Origin of the sequence: Shewanella sp. LZH-2 (genome assembly GCF_016859145.1) — a bacterium.
GTDB classification, from domain to species: Bacteria; Pseudomonadota; Gammaproteobacteria; order Enterobacterales; family Shewanellaceae; genus Shewanella; species Shewanella xiamenensis.
The window spans coordinates 621,563-640,624 of record NZ_CP069350.1; the positions used below are offsets into that span (position 1 = coordinate 621,563).

A 19,062-nucleotide genomic window follows, 5' to 3' on the forward strand; every position below is an offset into this window, starting at 1 on the left:
AGATACAGGTTTTACGCATGTTGCCAGCTTGTATTAAATGGGGTTTTGGGTTGTTTGATTTTTGTTCAATAAGGCGCGTTTATCGATTAAATAGTGTTTTTGAGTGGTCTATTTGAAAAAAAATCACTCCATTAGCGATTGTTAACCTCAACGGTCTTGTGGAATCAGGGTGGCATTGATAAAGTTAGCTGATTTTTCTTTTCTTCTGACTCCACAGAATACAGGCTAGTTACATGTTCAAGAAGCTGCGTGGCATTTTTTCTAATGATCTATCGATCGATTTGGGTACAGCTAACACCTTAATTTATGTTCGTGATGAAGGCATCGTCCTCAATGAGCCTTCAGTTGTTGCTATACGTGGCGAGCGTAACAGCTCTGGTCAGAAATCTGTAGCGGCTGTAGGTACAGAAGCTAAACAGATGTTAGGCCGTACTCCTGGCAATATTCAAGCAATCCGTCCAATGAAAGACGGTGTGATTGCAGACTTTTATGTGACAGAGAAAATGTTGCAGCACTTTATTAAGCAAGTGCATAACAACAGCTTTTTTCGCCCAAGCCCACGTGTTTTAGTCTGTGTTCCCGTTGGCGCAACGCAAGTTGAACGCCGTGCGATCCGCGAGTCAGCCATGGGCGCGGGTGCCCGTGAAGTGTATTTGATTGAAGAACCAATGGCCGCGGCTATCGGTGCAGGTTTACCTGTGTCTGAAGCCACAGGTTCAATGGTTGTTGATATCGGTGGTGGTACCACTGAAGTTGCCATTATCTCCTTGAATGGTGTGGTATATTCTTCTTCTGTGCGTATTGGCGGTGACAAGTTTGATGATGCCATCATCAATTATGTTCGCCGTAATTACGGTAGTTTGATTGGTGAAGCGACCGCTGAGCGTATCAAACACACTATCGGTACTGCTTATCCAGGTGATGAAGTATTAGAGATTGAAGTCCGTGGTCGTAATTTGGCCGAAGGTGTACCTCGTAGCTTTACGCTCAACAGCAACGAAATTTTAGAAGCGTTGCAAGAACCATTATCGGGCATTGTGAGTGCGGTTATGGTGGCACTAGAGCAATCACCACCAGAATTAGCTTCTGATATCTCTGAGCGCGGCATGGTGTTAACCGGTGGTGGCGCCTTATTGCGTGATTTAGACCGTTTATTGATGCAAGAAACGGGAATTCCAGTCATGGTGGCGGATGATCCATTGACCTGCGTAGCGCGCGGTGGTGGTAAAGCCCTTGAAATGATTGATATGCACGGCGGCGATCTGTTCTCCGAAGAAACCTAATCTAACTTCGGTATAGGGCGGCTAATCACCGCCTTAGCTTTCCTATGAAGCCAATTTTTGTTCGTGGTATTTCGAACCAGTTCCGTTTAACACTGGCAATTATCCTGTCGGTGATTTTGCTTGCGGCAAATCACCGCCTTGAGCCTGCCCGTGAATCCCTTTCATCCGCTTTAAGCCCTATTCAATACCTCGCGAGTGTCCCCAGTGCGATCCTCGATTGGTCTTCTGAGAGTTTTGCGACCCGCAATATGTTGGCGTTGCAAAATAAAGAGCTGTTAAGGCAACAATTATTAATGAGTGAACGCTTACAGCGTTTCGAGCATTTACGTCAGGAAAACGAACGCTTACGCGCCTTGCTAGGTTCGCCTGCCTATCAGGATTCTCTCAAGATGGTTGCAGAGGTCATGGAGGTTGCCAGCGATCCTTCCCATCATTATGTGGTTTTAAACCGAGGTTTCCGCAGTGGCGTCTTCGTTGGCCAGCCTGTTGTGGATGCGCAAGGCGTGGTAGGGCAAGTTGTGCAGGTCAGTGAGATGACTAGCCGAGTTTTACTACTGTCTGATGTTTCCCATGGTTTACCCGTACGGATTACCCGTAATGATGTGCGTTTAGTCGCCAACGGGACGGGGGAACTTGATGAAATTGAGTTACGCCATGTGGCCAAGAGTACCGATATTCGTGTGGGCGACCTACTGGTCACTTCTGGCTTAGGTAACCGCTTCCCTGAAGGGTATCCGGTTGCGCGGGTAGTGGAAGTCTTTACCGAAGATGGCCAAAGTTATGCGCGAGTCACGGCTCAGCCACTGGCGGCACTCGACCGTATTCGTTATCTCCTGTTAATTTGGCCATCGCCCGATTCGGGTGTGACACTGCCTAATCAAGTGCCAGTACCGGCCGCAGATCATCCTGCACAAGACGTTAAGCCTGATACCAGTAATGGAACGCCAACGACTCAAGGCGGTACTCAGGGCACAAATGTCAATGTGGTACCCAGTAATCCCAATGCAGCATCCAGTAACGCGAATGGGGCATCTAACGCTGCTACTACCCAACCGCCAGCAGAGGTGCACTAATGAGTTTACAAGCTGCTAATGGACGCATCGCGGTTTGGCTAACCCTATTTGTTGGGCTCTTAAGCCAAATTATGCCACTGCCAGTAATTGTTGAGGCTTGGCGTCCTGATTGGTTACTGATGATTTTGATCTATTGGTCCATTGCATTGCCCCACAGATATAACATTCTGACGGCTTGGGTTATGGGCTTAGCTCTCGATATTCTCTTGGGCGCGACTTTAGGTGTTCGCTCTTTGGCAATGTCGTTGGTGATTTATATTGCTATTTTACATTGTCAGCGTTTACGTAACTTCCCGAAATGGCAACAGTCGCTGGTCATAATGCTGTTAATTGCTATCTATCACCTCATTGTTTATTGGGTTGAGTTTGTGATGGATGGCGCAACATTCCACTCTGAACTGTTTTTGCCTGCACTATCGGGCCTCGTTTTTTGGCCTTGGATTTTTTGGATTTTACGTCGCATTCGACGTCATTATAAGGTTCGTTAGTTGTGAATTTAGTTTTAGCCTCGACATCGCCGCGCCGGAAAGAATTACTGACTCATATTGGATTCGGACGGGCTGATTTTACGTTTGCGCAAGTAGCACCAGATATTGACGAAACACCTAAAGCTGGAGAGTTACCACGGGATTATGTTCAGCGCCTTGCGGCTGAAAAGGCCCAGGCTGGGCTTGCATTATGCTCAGGTATGTCACAGCCTGCTGTATTAGGTTCTGATACTATCGTGGTGCTTGAAAATGAAATATTAGGTAAGCCAGTTGATGAGGCCGATGCCAAGCGGGTACTTCGTGCGCTTTCTGGCAAGGTGCACACAGTAATGACTGCCGTCGCCTTAGCAAGTGTCAATCATACCGCAGTGCGTTTAGTTGAAACCTTAGTGCGTTTTTGTGTGCTTTCTGATGCAGATATCGATGCCTATGTTGCCTCACAAGAGCCCATGGATAAAGCGGGCAGTTATGGGATCCAAGGATTAGGTGGCTGTTTTGTCGAGTCAATTGATGGTAGTTACTCCTGTGTTGTCGGTTTGCCATTAGTCGAAACTCGCCAACTCTTATCTGAGGCGGGCATTATCTAGTCTGCGGTATTGGTTTTCAGGCTTAGAACATACTGAGATTAATTTAATTTCCCTAATGGGGTGAGTCGTGAATACCAGTCGCTTAAATCCGAATAAAATTCAGCGCAAGATGGGTTCAGAATTACTGATTAATGTAACCCCGTCTGAGGCGCGCGTTGCCTTGGTCGAGCACGGCGTGCTGCAAGAAGTCCATATTGAACGGCGCATGAAGCGTGGTTTGGTGGGCAATATTTATAAGGGCAAAATCAGCCGTGTGTTGCCCGGCATGCAAGCCGCCTTTGTGGATATTGGCTTAGATAAAGCCGCGTTTCTACATGCCTCCGACATAGTGCCGCATACCGAATGCGTCGCCGATGTGGAGAAGGGCCATTTTGTTGTCCGTGATATCGCCGAGCTGGTTCGCCAAGGGCAAGATATTATGGTGCAAGTGGTGAAAGACCCTCTGGGCACTAAAGGTGCGCGCCTAACCACAGATATCACACTGCCCTCCCGTTATTTGGTGTTTATGCCTGGCTCGAGCCATGTTGGGGTGTCCCAGCGGATTGAGCAGGAAGAAGAGCGTAGTCGTCTTAAAAAAATCACTCTGCCATTCGTCGATGAAGACGGCGGCTTTATTATCCGCACCGCCGCCGAGGGCGTAGGTGAGGACGAACTTGCCCAAGATGCGGCTTTTTTGCGCCGAGTATGGTCTAAGGTCTCCGAGCGGCGTCAGCGCCGTGGCGTAGCATTACTCTATCAAGATCTGGCCCTGCCGGTGCGCATTGTGCGCGACTTTGTCGGCACCGAATTAGACCGAATTCAAGTCGATTCGCGCCGCACCTTTGCCGAGCTGCAAGCCTTCGCCCAAGAGTTTATGCCGGAAATCGCTGACAAGATTGAGCACTATTCTGGCCCTGCGCCGATTTTCGATTTGTACGATGTCGAAAATGAAATCCAGCGCGCTCTGGGACGTAAGGTGGAGCTTAAATCTGGCGGTTATCTGATTATCGATCAGACTGAAGCTATGACTACGGTCGATATCAACACTGGTGCCTTTGTGGGCCACCGTAATCTTGAAGAAACCATCTTTAACACTAACCTTGAAGCCACCCAAGCGATTGCACGGCAACTGCGGCTGCGAAATCTCGGCGGCATCATCATTATCGACTTTATCGATATGCTGAGCGACGAGCATAAAACGCGGGTACTCAATAGCTTAAATAGTGCGCTCGCCAAGGACAGAGTTAAGACCAATGTCAGTGGTTTCTCTGGGTTGGGTCTAGTTGAAATGACCCGTAAGCGCACCCGCGAGAGCCTAGAGCATGTGCTATGCAGTGAGTGTCCAGCCTGTCAGGGCACGGGTAGCATGAAGACTGTAGAAACTGTCTCTTATGAAATCTTCCGCGAAATTATTCGCTTGAATCGGGCCTATGACGCCGACGAGTTTTTGCTTTACTGCTCGCCCGCTGTCTATAACAGCTTAAGTGGAGATGAAAGTCATTTGGTCGCCGAGCTTGAAGTTTATATAGGTAAGCGTATTCGCCTGCAAAATGAGCCTATGTATTCCCAGCATAAATACGACGTGGTGATGATGTAGTGGCAACGCTTTTTACTGCTAAAAAACTAAGCCGTTTTTGCTGGCAATTACTGGCACTGATCTTAGTCTTGTTTGCCTTGACGGTAAGCTTGATCCGTGGATTATTGCCTCAGGTCGATGAAGTACGCCAGCAGTTAGTTGAGTATGTAAAAAGCGAATATCAAATTGATATCCAAGTTGGCGAGTTATCCGCCCAGTGGCAGGCCTTTGGCCCAGCGGTAACGGTTGATAATCTAGTGATCCCTACGCAGGAGAAGCTCCCTGTTACCGTGTTGGTGAAGCATGTCCAAATCAAATTGGACTTTTGGCAATCACTATTGACCACCAGTCCACGCATTGAAGATGTCAATTTCGATGGTGTTCATATTGCCCTCGATATCGATAAATTATCGGGTAATAAGGCGCAGGGGTCTCCCAATCAAACGGCGCAAACCGATTGGTTGTATAAGCTGCTCTTAAAGCAGCTCGAGCGTTTCTCGCTGACGGATGCTTCGGTGCAACTGCTTAGCTTGCAACATGAATATCGACCCATTCATATTCGTCACCTCAATTGGCGTAATAGTGGTGAGCGCCACCGCGGCGCGGGGGAAATTTACCTCGATAACAATACCTTGCTTAAGGAATCGCTCAGCCTGCAACTCGATATTAACGGCGATGCTACAGCGCCCGAGAGTTTAACTGGACAAGTTTATCTGGCGGCTCAGTCCTTAGATTTGGGCGAATGGGCATCACGTCAACCTAATCCCTATGATCCAAGCAAAAAACTGCCCTTAGAAGGGATAGTCAATCTTAAGGCGTGGTTTGATTTTGCCCATCGAAGTTTACGTTCTGGACTCGTGCAGTTTGAGCCAAGTTGGTTGCAATGGTCGATGCAAGGTCAACCGCAAAAGTTTGAGATCCAGTCCGGTAGCATTCATTGGGAGCCAAACGCGGCAGGTTGGGAGATCAGCAGTACTCATTTGGATTTTGTCACCAATGGGGTGCATTGGCCCGAGCTGAAGTTTGCGGCCAAGCAGCAAGACGATGCTTTATATGCCTATGTTAGCCGTTTGGATTTACCGACCTTATTTCCATTGCTACCGCTTTTCCCTGGTGTCGACTTAGCCGTATTGCAGCAATGGTTTCAGCTCGCGCCCGAGGGTAGCGTCGGACCGATTCGTCTCTATCAAGCGGCAGATCAGCCTTTGCTCGCAAGCACTAGCGTTAAGCAATTGCACTGGCAGAAAGTGGAAGGAATACCCAATATCAACCCCTTGGATCTGAAGTTGCAATGGCAGGATGAAAAGTTAATTTTTTCGCTTCCCGAGCAAACTTACACCTTCGATTTTGGCGAGCAATTTTCAGCGCCTTTAGTGCTGCATGGCGCGGCGTTAACCGGTGCCCTCGATACCCAAAGGGCAACCTTATCTGTGCCTCAGGTGCAGTTCGAAAACGACGATATTGGTCTTGCTGCTGCTCTAAAGCTGGATTTTAGCGCTGCTACCAGTATGTCCCTTGCCGCCAATGTTGAAGTCAAAAATGCCGCCAATGCGGATAAATACTTCCCGATCAAAGCCATGGGCGAGTCACTGGTTGAGTATCTGGATGGTGCGATTAAAGCGGGGCAGAGTCAAAACGCCCAAGTATTATGGCAGGGGGCATTATCGAGTTTTCCCTTTGAGGATAATAGCGGTGTGTTCCAAGCGGCATTTACCTTAAACAATGCCGAATACCAATTCCAACCAGATTGGCCCGCAGTCACTGATCTTTCCCTCGATGCCTTGTTTGAAAATGCCCGCATGGATATCTGGGTTAACCAAGGAAAGTTGATGAATGTGGTTGCCGATGGTGCCCACGTGTTTATTCCCGAGTTAGGCGAGCATTCGCTGTTAAAAATTCAGGCCGATCTTGCGACCCAAGGCAGTGCTGCGACTCAAGTGCTACAGGCTTCTCCCCTTGCCGATACTGTGGGCAAAACCTTAAAGGTTGTGCAAGTGCAGGGCGCGGTAACGGGGAATTTAGATATTAGTATTCCCTTGTATGAGGGTGAGGCTGAGGATATCCGCGGTCAAATTATGTTTGATAACACGCCCGTGTTTATTGCGCAGCCAGGGTTACAACTCAAGGCGGTGACGGGCACAGTGCAATTTGCCAACGAGATAATCGAAGGCAAAGGGATTAAGTCTCGCCTGTTTGAGCAGCCCTTGGAGTTTAGTTTTGTCACTCAACCCGAAGGTAAAGATTTTGCGCTGAATGTGGATATGAAGAGTCGTTGGGATCTCAGTCGTTTACCCTTAGAGTTACAAAATCCCTTAAGTAAGTTTTACCAAGGTAAAGTCGCTTGGGGCGGTAACTTGAGCATGATATTCGATGAGCAAGGCTATCAAATTCAAGCCAATTTAGGTTCCGATCTGGTCGGTGCCACCTTAACATTACCTGGCATTTTCGCAAAACCTGCTGACGAGCCTAGGCCTTTAATGGCCGAGTTTTCTGGTGATCAGCAGACTTCAACCCTGAGGGTAAAACTCGATAAACAAGCTGAGTTTATTGGCGGCTTTGAGGCTGAAAAAGGTACGCAATTCAATTATTTTGATCTGCTATTAGGGCGACTCTTCGAGGCTACCGAGGTGCCCAATACCGAGCTTGGACACATTAAGATCGATGTAACCAGTGGCAAGTTAGCTAATTGGTTACCCGTAATTAATGCCTTTGTTGCTTCAGATAACAAACCGACTCGCACTGGTATTTTGGTGGAAGAGGCAAATAACGCTAACTTATTCCCTTCAGTGGCTGGGGTTGATGCAAATATCGGCAAGTTTGATTTATTAGGGCAAGGGCTTACAGAGTTGAGACTCAGCGCTAAACCCAATGAAAATGGTTGGCGCTTCGATGCCAAAGCTAGTGAGTTTGAAGGAACGGTAGATTTTTACCCTAATTGGTTGACGCAAGGTTTAAAAGTGACTGCCAGTAAGTTCTATTTTTCACCCAATGTGAAGCCTGAAGGTGAAGCGGATTTTGCGGCGGAGCAGGTGCTCACTAATTTGCCGCCCGTTGCGGTGAATGTAGAGGATTTTCGTTTTTTCGATAAGCCATTTGGCCAGTTAGTGGTGCAAGCAAGTCCGCAAGCCTCGGGTTACCGCATTCAGACGTTATCTTTAACCACTCCTGAGGTGTCTTTGCAGGGGAATGGGATTTGGCAACAGCAGAATGGTCAAAATCAAACCGAGTTATCCGTCAGTTTGAATGCTAGTCAGTTTAGCTATTTGAGTCACCAACTTGGGATCGATCCCGGTGTAAATGAAGCTCCATTGAAGGTGAATGCCGAGCTAGCTTGGCAAGGTGCACCCTATGCGTTTTCCCTTGAAACCTTGAATGGTAAAGTTAAATTTGAATTGGGCAAAGGCCATTTATCCCAAGTGAGCGATAAGGGCGCACGGATTTTCTCACTGTTTAGCCTCGATTCATTAGTACGTAAATTGTCCTTAGATTTCAGTGATGTATTTGGTCAAGGCATGTACTTCAATTCCTTTACCGGTAATCTGCAAATCGATAATGGTGTAGTGAAAACTACGGACACTGAAATGGATGCGATAGCAGGTAATATGAAGGTGCGCGGCTATACGGATCTCACCAGCGAAAGCTTAAATTACGATATCCGTTTTGTGCCGCAACTGGCCTCAAGTGTGCCAACTGTGGTGCTGCTCAGTACCAGTGCGTGGACGCTCGGGCTTGGGGCGTTTGCCTTAACCAAAGTGTTAGAGCCTGTGATTGAGGTGATCTCTGAGATCCGTTTCCGAGTAACGGGCACTATGTCTGAGCCTGTGGTAGAGGAACTGGAACGTAAGAGTAAAGAGATTGAAATCCCCGAGTCGATTCTGCCTATGGTAGGGGGCGAATTACCAGCACCAACCGAGGGTGCAGAGCCGAATGATGCGCCACCCGTCAAGAATAGCGCCCCGACCAAGACAGACGCTAAGCCGCCCGTCGAGCCTGAAAAAAACAACGAGCAACCTGCGCTAGATGCTGATAAAGCTAAAGAGAAACCTGTAAAAGCTGTTAAGGAAGAGACATCGCCGCAAACGCCGACGCTCCCTAAGGTAGAGCCTGCTGAGCCGCCTAAAGCCGAACCAGAACAACCTAAGCCTGTGAGCCCCAAGGTGGTATTGTCGATAAACACAATTCAAGGAGATAGTCATGCGCATCAGCCTGTTGCAATGTCAGAGCAGTCGCGACGTCAGCGCGAATCTGTTGTTTATCGAATCGCAGCTTGAGGAATTAACCCGTGAGCGCCTGCAATGGGACAAAGATGCCCCGCATTTAGTGGTGTTGCCAGAATGCAGCCTGCTGTTTGGTGGCCATGAGAGTCAACAACTCGCCTATGCGGGTGATAGCCATCTTAGCCCGTTAAAATCCGCCTTAAGTGCCTTAGCCGCCCGTTACTCTGTGTATATGGTGGCGGGGACCATCCCCGCGCTGGCGGAGGATGGGCGCGTCTACAGCCGCTGTTATCTGTTTGATGATAAAGGTGATACCTTAGGGCAATACGATAAACTGCATCTGTTTGATGTGGATGTCGCCGATGGCACTAAGCAATACCGCGAGAGTGAAACCTTCTGCCCCGGCAATCATATCAGTGTCATCGACACCCCTTTTGGCAAAATTGGCTTGACCATCTGTTATGATTTACGCTTTCCGGACTTATTTAGGGCGCTGCGCCTTGCGGGAGCCGAGATTATTACCGTGCCTTCGGCTTTTACTAAGGTCACGGGAGAAGCCCATTGGCAGGTGTTATTACAGGCCAGAGCCATTGAAACCCAATGCTTTATTTTGGCCGCCGGCCAATGGGGCGCCCATAACGAAGGCAGCCGCGAGACCTGGGGGCAGAGCATGGTGATAGGCCCTTGGGGCGAGGTAATTGCCGAGCAGAAAACCGGTACAGGTTGGGTGCATGCCGATATCGATGTGGCCGAGGTGCACAGCATCCGCAGTAAAATGCCCGTGGCGCAACATAATCGCTTTACTGCACCGAACCTTAAACCTTGAACAGATTAAGCCTTCAACAGATTTAGATGAAATAGACTCACAGCGAATTTAAGTTATTTTAAAAATGAGTGAGTTGCCAATTTTAGCCAAGCTTTCAGAGAGAACCGCGATGCCTTTTTTAGCACAAGTAGAGCAAAGTTTATTAAAGGGTGGCTTAGCCCTAGATGGGTTACAAAGTTATTTAAACACCATACATCAACATAAAGTCGATTTTTCCGATCTCTATTTCCAAGGTAGCCGCCACGAATCTTGGGTGCTCGAAGATGGCATTATTAAAGATGGTAGTTTCCATATCGAGCGTGGTGTCGGTGTGCGTGCCATCAGCGGCGAGAAAACCGGTTTTGCCTATGCCGATGATATTACGCCTGCGGCCTTAAGCGCTGCGGCCGAGGCGGCGCGCGGTATTGCAGGGGCGGGTGAGCAGGCCAAGGTTCAGGCATTTAAGCGCCAGCAAGCTTTGGCACTGTACGATAGTCTCGACCCTATCGCCGCCATGGAAGAAGTGAAAAAAATCAACCTGCTGAAAGAGGCCGATGCTTATGTTCGTAGCCTCGATAGCCGCATTATTCAAGTGGTGATTAGCCTCGCGGGTGTGCACGAAGAAATCTTGGTCGCTGCCAGCGATGGCACCTTGGCTGCCGATATTCGCCCGTTAGTGCGCTTTAATTGCAGCGTGATTTTAGAAGAAAATGGCAAGCGTGAACGTGGCAGTGCTGGTGGCGGTGGGCGTCACGATTACAGCGTGTTTATGGTAAATGATGAAACCAGTTTGCCGATGTGCTTTGCCTTTGCCCGTGAAGCGGTGCGTCAGGCACAAGTTAACCTCAATGCCATCGATGCGCCCGCCGGAGAAATGCCCGTGGTGCTCGGTAATGGTTGGCCAGGCGTGTTATTGCACGAAGCTGTAGGCCATGGTCTGGAAGGCGACTTTAACCGCAAGGGTAGCAGCGCCTTTAGTGGCATGGTTGGCCAGCAAGTGGCGTCGAAACTGGTGACAGTGGTGGACGATGGCACGCTTGCGAATCGTCGTGGCTCATTGAGCATCGACGATGAAGGCGTACAAACCCAGAGAACCGTGTTAATCGAAGACGGTATTCTTAAAGGTTACATACAAGATAAATTAAATGCGCGCCTGATGGGCGTAGCACCAACGGGCAATGGTCGCCGAGAATCCTATGCGCATCTGCCGATGCCGCGGATGACCAACACTTATATGACAGCGGGCGAGTCTGATCCGAGCGAGATCATCAAGTCGGTGAAGAAGGGCATCTATGCGCCTAACTTTGGTGGTGGTCAGGTCGATATCACTTCAGGCAAGTTTGTGTTCTCGGCCTCTGAAGCCTATTTGATCGAAAATGGTGAAGTGACTCAAGCGATTAAGGGCGCAACCCTGATCGGTAATGGCCCTGAAGCCATGAGTCAGATTTCCATGGTGGGTAACGACATGGCGCTGGATAAGGGTGTTGGTGTATGTGGTAAGGATGGTCAAAGCGTGCCTGTGGGTGTCGGTCAACCGACCCTTAAGCTCGACAAGCTGACCGTAGGCGGTACTGCGTAAAACGAGAAGCTAGAAGCTAGAAGCTAGAAGCTCCTACGTTGATTGGCTAAGTGCTTATTTTAGAACCCATCTTACACTTCCTGTGGTGGGTTCTAGCCGCCTTCCATGATGGATGTTATCATTTGCAAAGGAAATTAGAGTAACTACTCTAGAGGTGTTAATGAAACTATCACGTTTGGCATGGCTGTGTTTATTGCCTTTGCCCTCACTATTGCCGTTAGCGGCCTATGCCCAGCCCAGTAGCTTTACTGAGGCTTGGCAGCAAGTGCTTAAGGTGAGCGATAAACTCCAGGCTCAATCCCAAGAGGTGAATCGCGCCAAGGGCGAGCAAGAGGCGGGCGAAAGTTTAAATCTGCCGTCCCTCAGTCTGAATGGCAGTTATACCCACCTCGAAAAACCAATTGAATTAGATTTAAGGGATCTTAATCCCCTAGCCTCGGGTTCATTGCCATTACCTCCTGAATTAGGTGGCATATTGGCGAGTATTCCAGGTTCATTATTTGTCACGCCCTTTACCGAGCAAGATATTTTCCGCGCCAGCTTACAGGCGATGTGGCCGATTTATACCGGCGGCCAGATCACTGCGGCTCAAGGCATTCATGCCGCCATGGTGGCCGAGAAACAACAGGAATTACAGTTAGCAACCCGCGACTTATTCACTCAGTTAGTTGATCGTTATTATGCCGTTGATGTGACTCAATCCCTCGTCAGCACCCAAACCGATCTGGTGGCCTCCTTAACTAAGCACGTTGACCATGCGCTGGCGCTGGAGCGCGAGGGGCAAATCGCTAAGGTCGAGCGCCTGAATGCTCAAGTGGCCTTAGACAACGCTAAGGTCAATTTAGGCAGCGCCCGCCGCCAGCATGAAATGGCCGTTATCGCCCTATCGCGTATGTTGCAAAGGAGTGATGTCAGCACTAACTCGCCACTGTTTGTGTTACCGCAGGCGCCGTCATTGGGGGACTTGACCCAAATGACCTTAAATCAACACCCAGCGCTTAAGCTACTTGAGGCTAAAGAGGCGCAGGCGAATGGTTTGGTTTCCTTAGAGAAAGGTAAATATCACCCGACTGTGTTTCTCTTTGGTAATTACACCTTATACGAAGATGACAGCTTGTTTTCTAAGGTAGAACCGGACTGGATGGTCGGTGTCGGTGTAAAAGTGCCCTTGCTGAGCCGCGATGGCCGCAGCGGTAAAGTGGAAGCGGCTAAGAGTGCCTTGCTGCAAGCCCGTTACACTAAGGCGCAGACACGCCAAGACTTAAGTTTGCTGCTCGACCAAAGTTACCGCCAGTTATTACAGGCCGAAGAAGAGTTCAAGGCCCTGAATACCTCACTCGAACTGGCCACCGAGAACCTGCGTTTAAGGGAAATCGCCTTTAATCAAGGGCTTTCAACCTCTATTGATAGGGTCGATGCCGAATTAAAACTGAGCGCCGTTAAAACCCAGCAGCTCGGTGCCAGTTATCGCTATGTGCAAGCCTATGCCAGATTAATGGCCATCAGTGGTCAATTAGATGAATTTATCGGTCGCAGTGCCACAGGCACTCAATCGCAGGAGACTATCAATGCGCGCTAACAGAATTCTTGCTCTCACGGCGTTGGTGGCATTAGGCCTTATTTTAGCCTATGGGCTCAAACTGGCTTATAGCCCAAAGCCGAGTGTGTTGCAGGGGCAGATTGAAGCCCGCGAATATAACGTATCCTCTAAGGTGCCAGGACGGGTCGAACAAGTGCTTGTGCGCCGTGGTGATAGTGTCAATGAAGGTGATTTACTGTTTGCTATCCACAGCCCTGAGCTAGATGCCAAGTTGATGCAGGCCGAAGGTGGCCGTGATGCCGCTAAAGCCTTGCAACAAGAGGCAAATAATGGTGCCCGTAGCCAAGAAGTGATGGCAGCTAAAGAGCAATGGCTCAAGGCGCAAGCGGCGGCAACACTGGCAAAAACTACCTATACCCGCGTCGAAAACTTATTTGCCGAAGGTGTTGCTGCACGGCAAAAACGCGATGAAGCCTTTACCCAGTGGCAAGCGGCAAAATACACAGAACAAGCGGCGTTAGCCATGTATCAAATGGCTGAAGAAGGCGCGCGGGTCGAAACCAAAGCCGCTGCGGCGGGGAATGCGCGTATGGCCGAAGGCGCGGTGAAAGAAGTCAGTGCCATTATGGCTGATAGCCAAATGCGTGCGCCTAAATCTGGGGAAATTAGCGAAGTATTATTGCAAGCAGGTGAACTGGCGCCGAGTGGTTTCCCTGTGGTGAGTCTGATTGATATGCAGGACGCTTGGGCGGTATTCCAAGTACGTGAAGATCAACTAAAGCGTTTTAAAAAGGGCGATAAACTGCAATTAACACTGCCAGCGCTGGATAAAACGGTAGAGTTTACTGTCTCCCATATCAGTGTGATGGGGGATTTTGCGACTTGGCGTTCGACCGAAAGCGGCCACGATTTTGATATGCGCACCTTTGAGGTTGAATTACGCCCAACGGCGCCAATTGCTGATCTGCGCGTCGGTATGTCTGTGTTGCTCAGTGCAGAGTAACGACTGTGACCAAGTTACCGAGCGAGCCTAAGCCATTGAGCGAGCATGGCACTAACGCCGATGCGACAGAGTCTGCCTCCGTAGGCTTTATGGCGTTGTTCATGGCATTGGTGCGCCGCGAGCTTAAGGCGCTATGGCGCGATCCTTGGCAACTAGCCCTTATCAGTTACATTCCGTTACTGGGGATTTTGTGCCTGTGGTGGTTATTTAGTGCGGGTTTACCGCGGCAGTTACCCGTGGCGATTGTTGACCAAGACCATAGCCAACTCAGCCGGATGTTGACCCGTCAACTCAAAGCCAATCCTGTGACCGATCCCCAGAGTTTTTCCGATCTCTCCTCGGCCGTCGAGGCTATGCAGCAGGCGCAGGTCTATGCGGTGGTAGTATTTCCCTATGATATGAAAAAGGATTTGCTTACCGGCCATACACCCACAATCGATGTGCGCTACAACAGCCAGTTTTTGCTGGTGGGTAAGCTGTTGTCGAGTCAAATTCAGTTGAGTCTCGGCGATGGGTTGTTGCAGGTCGCAGGCCTTAAGCAACTGATGACTGGCACGCCAAAATCACAAGTGGCGGTGAATTTAAGCCCGGTCAAAAGCCAGACCACGGCATTGTTTAATCGTAACAATAACTACATTGGCTTTTTAGTGCCGCCGGTATTGGTAGCCCTTTGGCAGTTGTTATCTATGCTGGTGATGGCTAACAGCTTAAATCGCGAGTTACACCTTAATGCCGCACAGTCAGAGGAGGGGATCTCCAATCAATTGACCGAGCATTTTTGGCCTAAGGTGTTGGCTAAGATCCTGTTGTTTACGCCTATCTTGATGTTACAGGGTGGGTTTATCCTCGCTTGGTTGTATTTGTATCTGGCCCTGCCTTTTGCGGGCAGTATAGCGCTGCTGCTGTTTGCCCAGTTGATCATGCTGTTGGCGGTATGGAGTTTGGTGTTACTGGTGTTTGTGCTGATGCGTGATAGCGCGCGGGTCATCAGTTTTTGTACCGCATTATTCGCACCAGCCTTTGCCTTTATGGGGATCACTTTTCCTACCCACGAAATGCCACAACTTGCCCAGTGGTGGCGGCTCATTATGCCATCGAGCCATTATATTGAGTCCCATGTGAGTGTGGTCAGTTACGGTGCGACTTGGTCAACGATGGCGCAGCAATTGAGTAGTTATTGGGGATTTATTTGCCTGCTCCCCGTGATTTATGCCTTGGCGAGCAAACTATTGCCGATAACGGTAACCCCCAATTCGGTAGCGGCTGACACCGATACATCTCTATCAGTGAAGGGGCAATAACATGAATTTATGGCAGTTAGTGCTCACTGAATTAAAGGCGATTGTTAGCGATAAGGCTATCGCTGTGACCCTATTTGGCGGTGTGCTGTTTTATTCGGTGCTCTATCCCTTGCCTTATTTGCACCAAGTCCCAACAGAACAGCAGCTTATCGTGGTGGATTTAGACCATTCTTCCCTGAGTCGTCAACTTATTCGCCATGCGGATGCCAGTGCAAAAATCCAAGTGATAGGCCAAGTCGGCTCTATCTCCGAGGCGAAACGCTTTATCGAAACGGGTAAGGCGCACGGTTTATTGGTGATCCCCGAAGGATTTCGCCGCGATTTGTTGCTTGGTAAGGGCGTAACCTTAAGCTACGGCGGTGATGCCAGTTACTTCTTGATTTACTCCGCTGTGGCCGAAGGTCTTGTCAGTGCGGGGATGGATGCAGGTAAGCAAATACAATGGATTGGTATGCTCGCTCAAGGGAAAAATCCTAAAGAGGCCGAACAGAACCTCAACTCGCTGCACTTAAATAGTGTTCCTGCGTTTAACCCAAGCCTAGGCTATACACCTTATGTCGTGCCGGGATTATTTTTACTGATCCTGCATCAAACACTGCTGATCGGTACTGGCATTTTAGGTGCAGGCCAGTGGCGCCATCAGGGCTATTGGCAGCAGGTGTCGCCGCTGCAATTGGTTTGCGGTCGAATTATGGCGTTTATGTTGATTTATATGGTGTTTACCAGCTTTTATGTGGGCTATTGCTATCACTGGTATAACGTCAGTATTCAAGCGAGTTTTGGCCTGGTCGCACTGTGGCTATTACCGTTTTTATTGGCGACGGCGGCGGCCGGAGTCGCGATGAGCACCTTGTTTACCCGCCGCGATTTGCCGACTCAAGTATTGCTGCTCATTTCAATGCCAATTTTGTTTGTCTCCGGCTTTGTCTGGCCGATTGCCTTAATCCCTGAGCCGCTTGTGCTGGGCTCGCAGATGATCCCTGCCGTTCCGGCCATTATGGGCATGTTAGAACTCAATCAAATGGGCGCTAGCTGGGCGAGCGTGTTACCAAAGTGGTTACAGCTTTGGGGCTTGTTTGCGGTATTTTTTGGCTTAGCTCTCTTAGGTATTCACCGCCGGGCGCGGGCTTGGGTTTAGCTTGTGAACTGGTGGCGAGAGTGTGCTTAGGAAGATTTTTAAGGGCGAAATTTTACTTTGGTATTGAATTGCTTGTGAGATGAATCCAAAGATTTGCCCTTTGGCATCACAAGATGCCGCAGGGCTTGTTGTCAAAGTAATATGACCGCAACGCGAGTATTAATGCTTAGTCCACGCATCTTGCCAAGCGCTGCCAGTGCCTGGGGCATAGTAAGGCGCTGAGCCGCTACACCATCCGCTGTTTGGCCAAGGTCGGCATTGGTAAACGCCACCTGCGTTGGTAACAATATCACCGGCTTGGTATTGGGTACCTGCACTGTATGCTGGGTATTCTCCGGGCTCGATACCGCCGTCATCTGCAACTAAGGACAGGGCAAACTGTTGTTTGAGGCTGTTATCTTTGTTGCTGATGATGAGCTGATAAGCTCCTGCGTCGAGTGATGCTCCCTGCAATACCATGGCGCCATTACCATTAATGTTAGCTGTGCTGCTCGCGTGGATGCGCTCATCCTGCACAAGGCTAGCCGTTAATTCCATCGCTTGATTGGTATTGACGTTAAAGTTAATGCTAACTTGCCCTTGGGTGAGTGGGTAGCTCGAGGCTAAACCGCTTATCGTAAAGTTCGGCGTGATAACCGGAGGCAAGCCTGAATCGCAATCACTGTCACCTTGGGATTTCCACACGCCCCATTGACCGGCTAAGTCTGGTTGCTCACCTTGAGTCCACCAACCCGCTAACCAGATTTTGCCTGCGTAGCTAACCGTATCACCGCCTAAGTAAATCTTGCTTGGATTCCATAAATTTTCGCACACTGCACCTTGCTCTTTGACGGTTACGATACGCACTGCGCGGGATTGCTCGCCAGCACTGTCAGTTACGCTGTAGACCAGCTCATATTGGCCGATACGGTCGCTATTGACTTCACCTTCAATACGGATGCTATGGGTCAGATCGCCATCTTCGGCATCGGTGGCGCTAACGCCTGCCATTGGATCGAAGGGGGCTGAGACTGTGATGCTAGTATTATGGATGCCACTCAACTCAGGTTTAGTGTTATACACCTCAACAGTGCGTACTTGCTCCGTAGTGTTGTTATCTGAATCGGTGACTTTATACGTTAGTGGATAAAGGCCAAGTTGCTGAGTATTCACATCACCAGTCACTTGGATGTCGGCCGTCAGATCTTTATCTTCGGCATCATAGGCGCTAACGCCATCCAGTGGATTAAATACGCCACCTAATTTGACCCGAACATGGCCTAGGCCGCTGAAAATGGGTTTGCCGTTTTCTGGCTCTGGTGGGGTAATGTCTTGATTGTGGATGAAGGGCCCGTACGCCTTAATAAATGATTCATTATAGGCTTGGCCTGCAGCATTTTTCCCCATATCCCAGTTGATCGACCATGTCATTACGCCACGGAGTGGCTGCCCTTGATTTTTTAATTGTTCGAATGCGGCAAACAGTTTTTGTGGATCGCTCACATAGCCTGTGGCTGCCGCATCAATATTAGTCGGGATGCCAAAGACCAGTTTGTCATGGGGAATTTTTGTGAACCCATGGCTGCCATTGGCGAGTGCATTAGCGATATGGTAGATAAACTCTTGTTTTAAATTGTCATTATTTTGCGCAATCCAGCCTATACCATCGATATAAATACCATCGCCACCTTGGTTATAAAATTGCGGGTTAATCCAATCGTAATAGCCCTCAAGGGCGTTGATATAAGGTACATATTTCCCGCCGGTGGTGAGGTAGGGGAATTCAGGCGCCATAGTGATTAAAAAGTTTTTCTGCTGCTTACGGTAATGATCTTTAACGATCCTTAGCGCCGCGGGAATGACGATTTGATTGTCTGCAGCGGTGACTGCGGCTTGTTCGAGGTCGATATCAAGCCCATCAAAGCCATATTTTTCAACTAACCGAATGATTTCATTTGCCAGATCTTGCTCTTGGCCATTGCGCAGTTCAATGTGAGCATTCGCGCCACCTAAGGCGATTAATACTGCTCGGCCTTGACGATTGAGCTCACTAATTTGATCAATAAATTGTGCCTCAGTTAACCCAATTGCGGGGTCGAGTTTGAAGGTCGGAATGCTGCCGTTGGCACCATAGCTTTTCATAAATGAAACATCGACAACGTTATATTGCGGATTGACCTGCGCTAAGGTCACACAGGGGGCGATACCACCTTTATAACCTGCGCCATCACACCAGTTATGCCAGTAACCCACGACAACGCCTGCTTGCGGGTTGACCATTGCAGAACCCTCTGCGCTTGCAGGGGCGGCCAACACAGCGGTGGTAAGTGCTATGCAACTAAACAGGGTATTGAATTTAAAAGATTTCATTGAGTCTTGCCTTTTTATCGATAAAAACAACCAAAATAGCCTAAGGTGCTTAAGTTGTGTTTAGTTTGGTGAAAAAACAGTGTTAATTCTGATTAACTGGTGGTTTAAGTGAGCTTTTATTGTTTTTATATGCTTTCTTAGTTC

Annotated in this window: 13 protein-coding genes; 12 read left to right on the forward strand and 1 reads right to left on the reverse strand. The window is 49.1% G+C overall.

Going from position 1 to position 19,062, the window contains the following annotated elements; all coding sequences use genetic code 11:
• The first annotated feature begins 233 nt into the window (after positions 1 to 233).
• The 12 genes from JM642_RS02885 (at position 234) to JM642_RS02940 (ending at position 16,569) form a co-directional block, all read left to right on the forward strand.
• Positions 234 to 1,283: a rod shape-determining protein gene (locus JM642_RS02885; RefSeq protein WP_007651015.1), complete on the forward strand. Its 1,050-nt coding sequence runs from the start codon at positions 234 to 236 to the stop codon at positions 1,281 to 1,283.
• Positions 1,284 to 1,327: 44 nt separating this feature from the next.
• The gene (gene mreC, locus JM642_RS02890; protein ID WP_203432689.1) at positions 1,328 to 2,356 is read left to right on the forward strand and encodes a rod shape-determining protein MreC; all 1,029 of its coding nucleotides are present in this window, start codon (positions 1,328 to 1,330) and stop codon (positions 2,354 to 2,356) included.
• The gene (mreD, locus tag JM642_RS02895; protein ID WP_037422445.1) at positions 2,356 to 2,844 is read left to right on the forward strand and encodes a rod shape-determining protein MreD; all 489 of its coding nucleotides are present in this window, start codon (positions 2,356 to 2,358) and stop codon (positions 2,842 to 2,844) included. Before mreC ends, mreD begins: the two co-directional genes overlap by 1 nt.
• Positions 2,845 to 2,846: 2 nt before the next feature.
• Positions 2,847 to 3,431, forward strand: coding sequence for a nucleoside triphosphate pyrophosphatase (locus tag JM642_RS02900; RefSeq protein ID WP_099457377.1), 585 nt, complete (start codon positions 2,847 to 2,849; stop codon positions 3,429 to 3,431).
• 109 nt (positions 3,432 to 3,540) lie between these two features.
• The gene (gene rng, locus JM642_RS02905) at positions 3,541 to 5,007 is read left to right on the forward strand and encodes a ribonuclease G (RefSeq protein ID WP_051714234.1); all 1,467 of its coding nucleotides are present in this window, start codon (positions 3,541 to 3,543) and stop codon (positions 5,005 to 5,007) included.
• Positions 5,007 to 9,257 (forward strand): YhdP family protein, encoded by a 4,251-nt coding sequence (locus JM642_RS02910; RefSeq protein ID WP_203432691.1) that lies wholly within the window; start codon positions 5,007 to 5,009, stop codon positions 9,255 to 9,257. The genes rng and JM642_RS02910 overlap by 1 nt, the downstream gene beginning before the upstream one ends.
• The gene (locus JM642_RS02915; RefSeq protein ID WP_203432693.1) at positions 9,181 to 10,029 is read left to right on the forward strand and encodes a carbon-nitrogen hydrolase family protein; all 849 of its coding nucleotides are present in this window, start codon (positions 9,181 to 9,183) and stop codon (positions 10,027 to 10,029) included. The genes JM642_RS02910 and JM642_RS02915 overlap by 77 nt, the downstream gene beginning before the upstream one ends.
• A 109-nt stretch (positions 10,030 to 10,138) precedes the next feature.
• The gene (tldD, locus tag JM642_RS02920) at positions 10,139 to 11,587 is read left to right on the forward strand and encodes a metalloprotease TldD (RefSeq protein WP_109277784.1); all 1,449 of its coding nucleotides are present in this window, start codon (positions 10,139 to 10,141) and stop codon (positions 11,585 to 11,587) included.
• A gap of 160 nt (positions 11,588 to 11,747) precedes the next feature.
• Positions 11,748 to 13,166, forward strand: coding sequence for a TolC family protein (locus tag JM642_RS02925; RefSeq protein ID WP_203432695.1), 1,419 nt, complete (start codon positions 11,748 to 11,750; stop codon positions 13,164 to 13,166).
• On the forward strand, positions 13,156 to 14,130 hold the full coding sequence (locus JM642_RS02930) for an efflux RND transporter periplasmic adaptor subunit (protein ID WP_037430615.1): 975 nt from the start codon (positions 13,156 to 13,158) through the stop codon (positions 14,128 to 14,130). Before JM642_RS02925 ends, JM642_RS02930 begins: the two co-directional genes overlap by 11 nt.
• An 89-nt stretch (positions 14,131 to 14,219) precedes the next feature.
• The gene (locus tag JM642_RS02935) at positions 14,220 to 15,431 is read left to right on the forward strand and encodes an ABC transporter permease (RefSeq protein WP_069455393.1); all 1,212 of its coding nucleotides are present in this window, start codon (positions 14,220 to 14,222) and stop codon (positions 15,429 to 15,431) included.
• Position 15,432: 1 nt separating this feature from the next.
• Positions 15,433 to 16,569, forward strand: coding sequence for an ABC transporter permease (locus tag JM642_RS02940; RefSeq protein WP_203432697.1), 1,137 nt, complete (start codon positions 15,433 to 15,435; stop codon positions 16,567 to 16,569).
• A 159-nt stretch (positions 16,570 to 16,728) separates the two neighbouring features.
• Here JM642_RS02940 and JM642_RS20450 read toward each other — a convergent pair whose 3' ends face one another.
• Positions 16,729 to 18,918: an immunoglobulin-like domain-containing protein gene (locus JM642_RS20450; RefSeq protein WP_203432699.1), complete on the reverse strand. Its 2,190-nt coding sequence runs from the start codon at positions 18,916 to 18,918 to the stop codon at positions 16,729 to 16,731.
• Positions 18,919 to 19,062 lie beyond the last annotated feature (144 nt).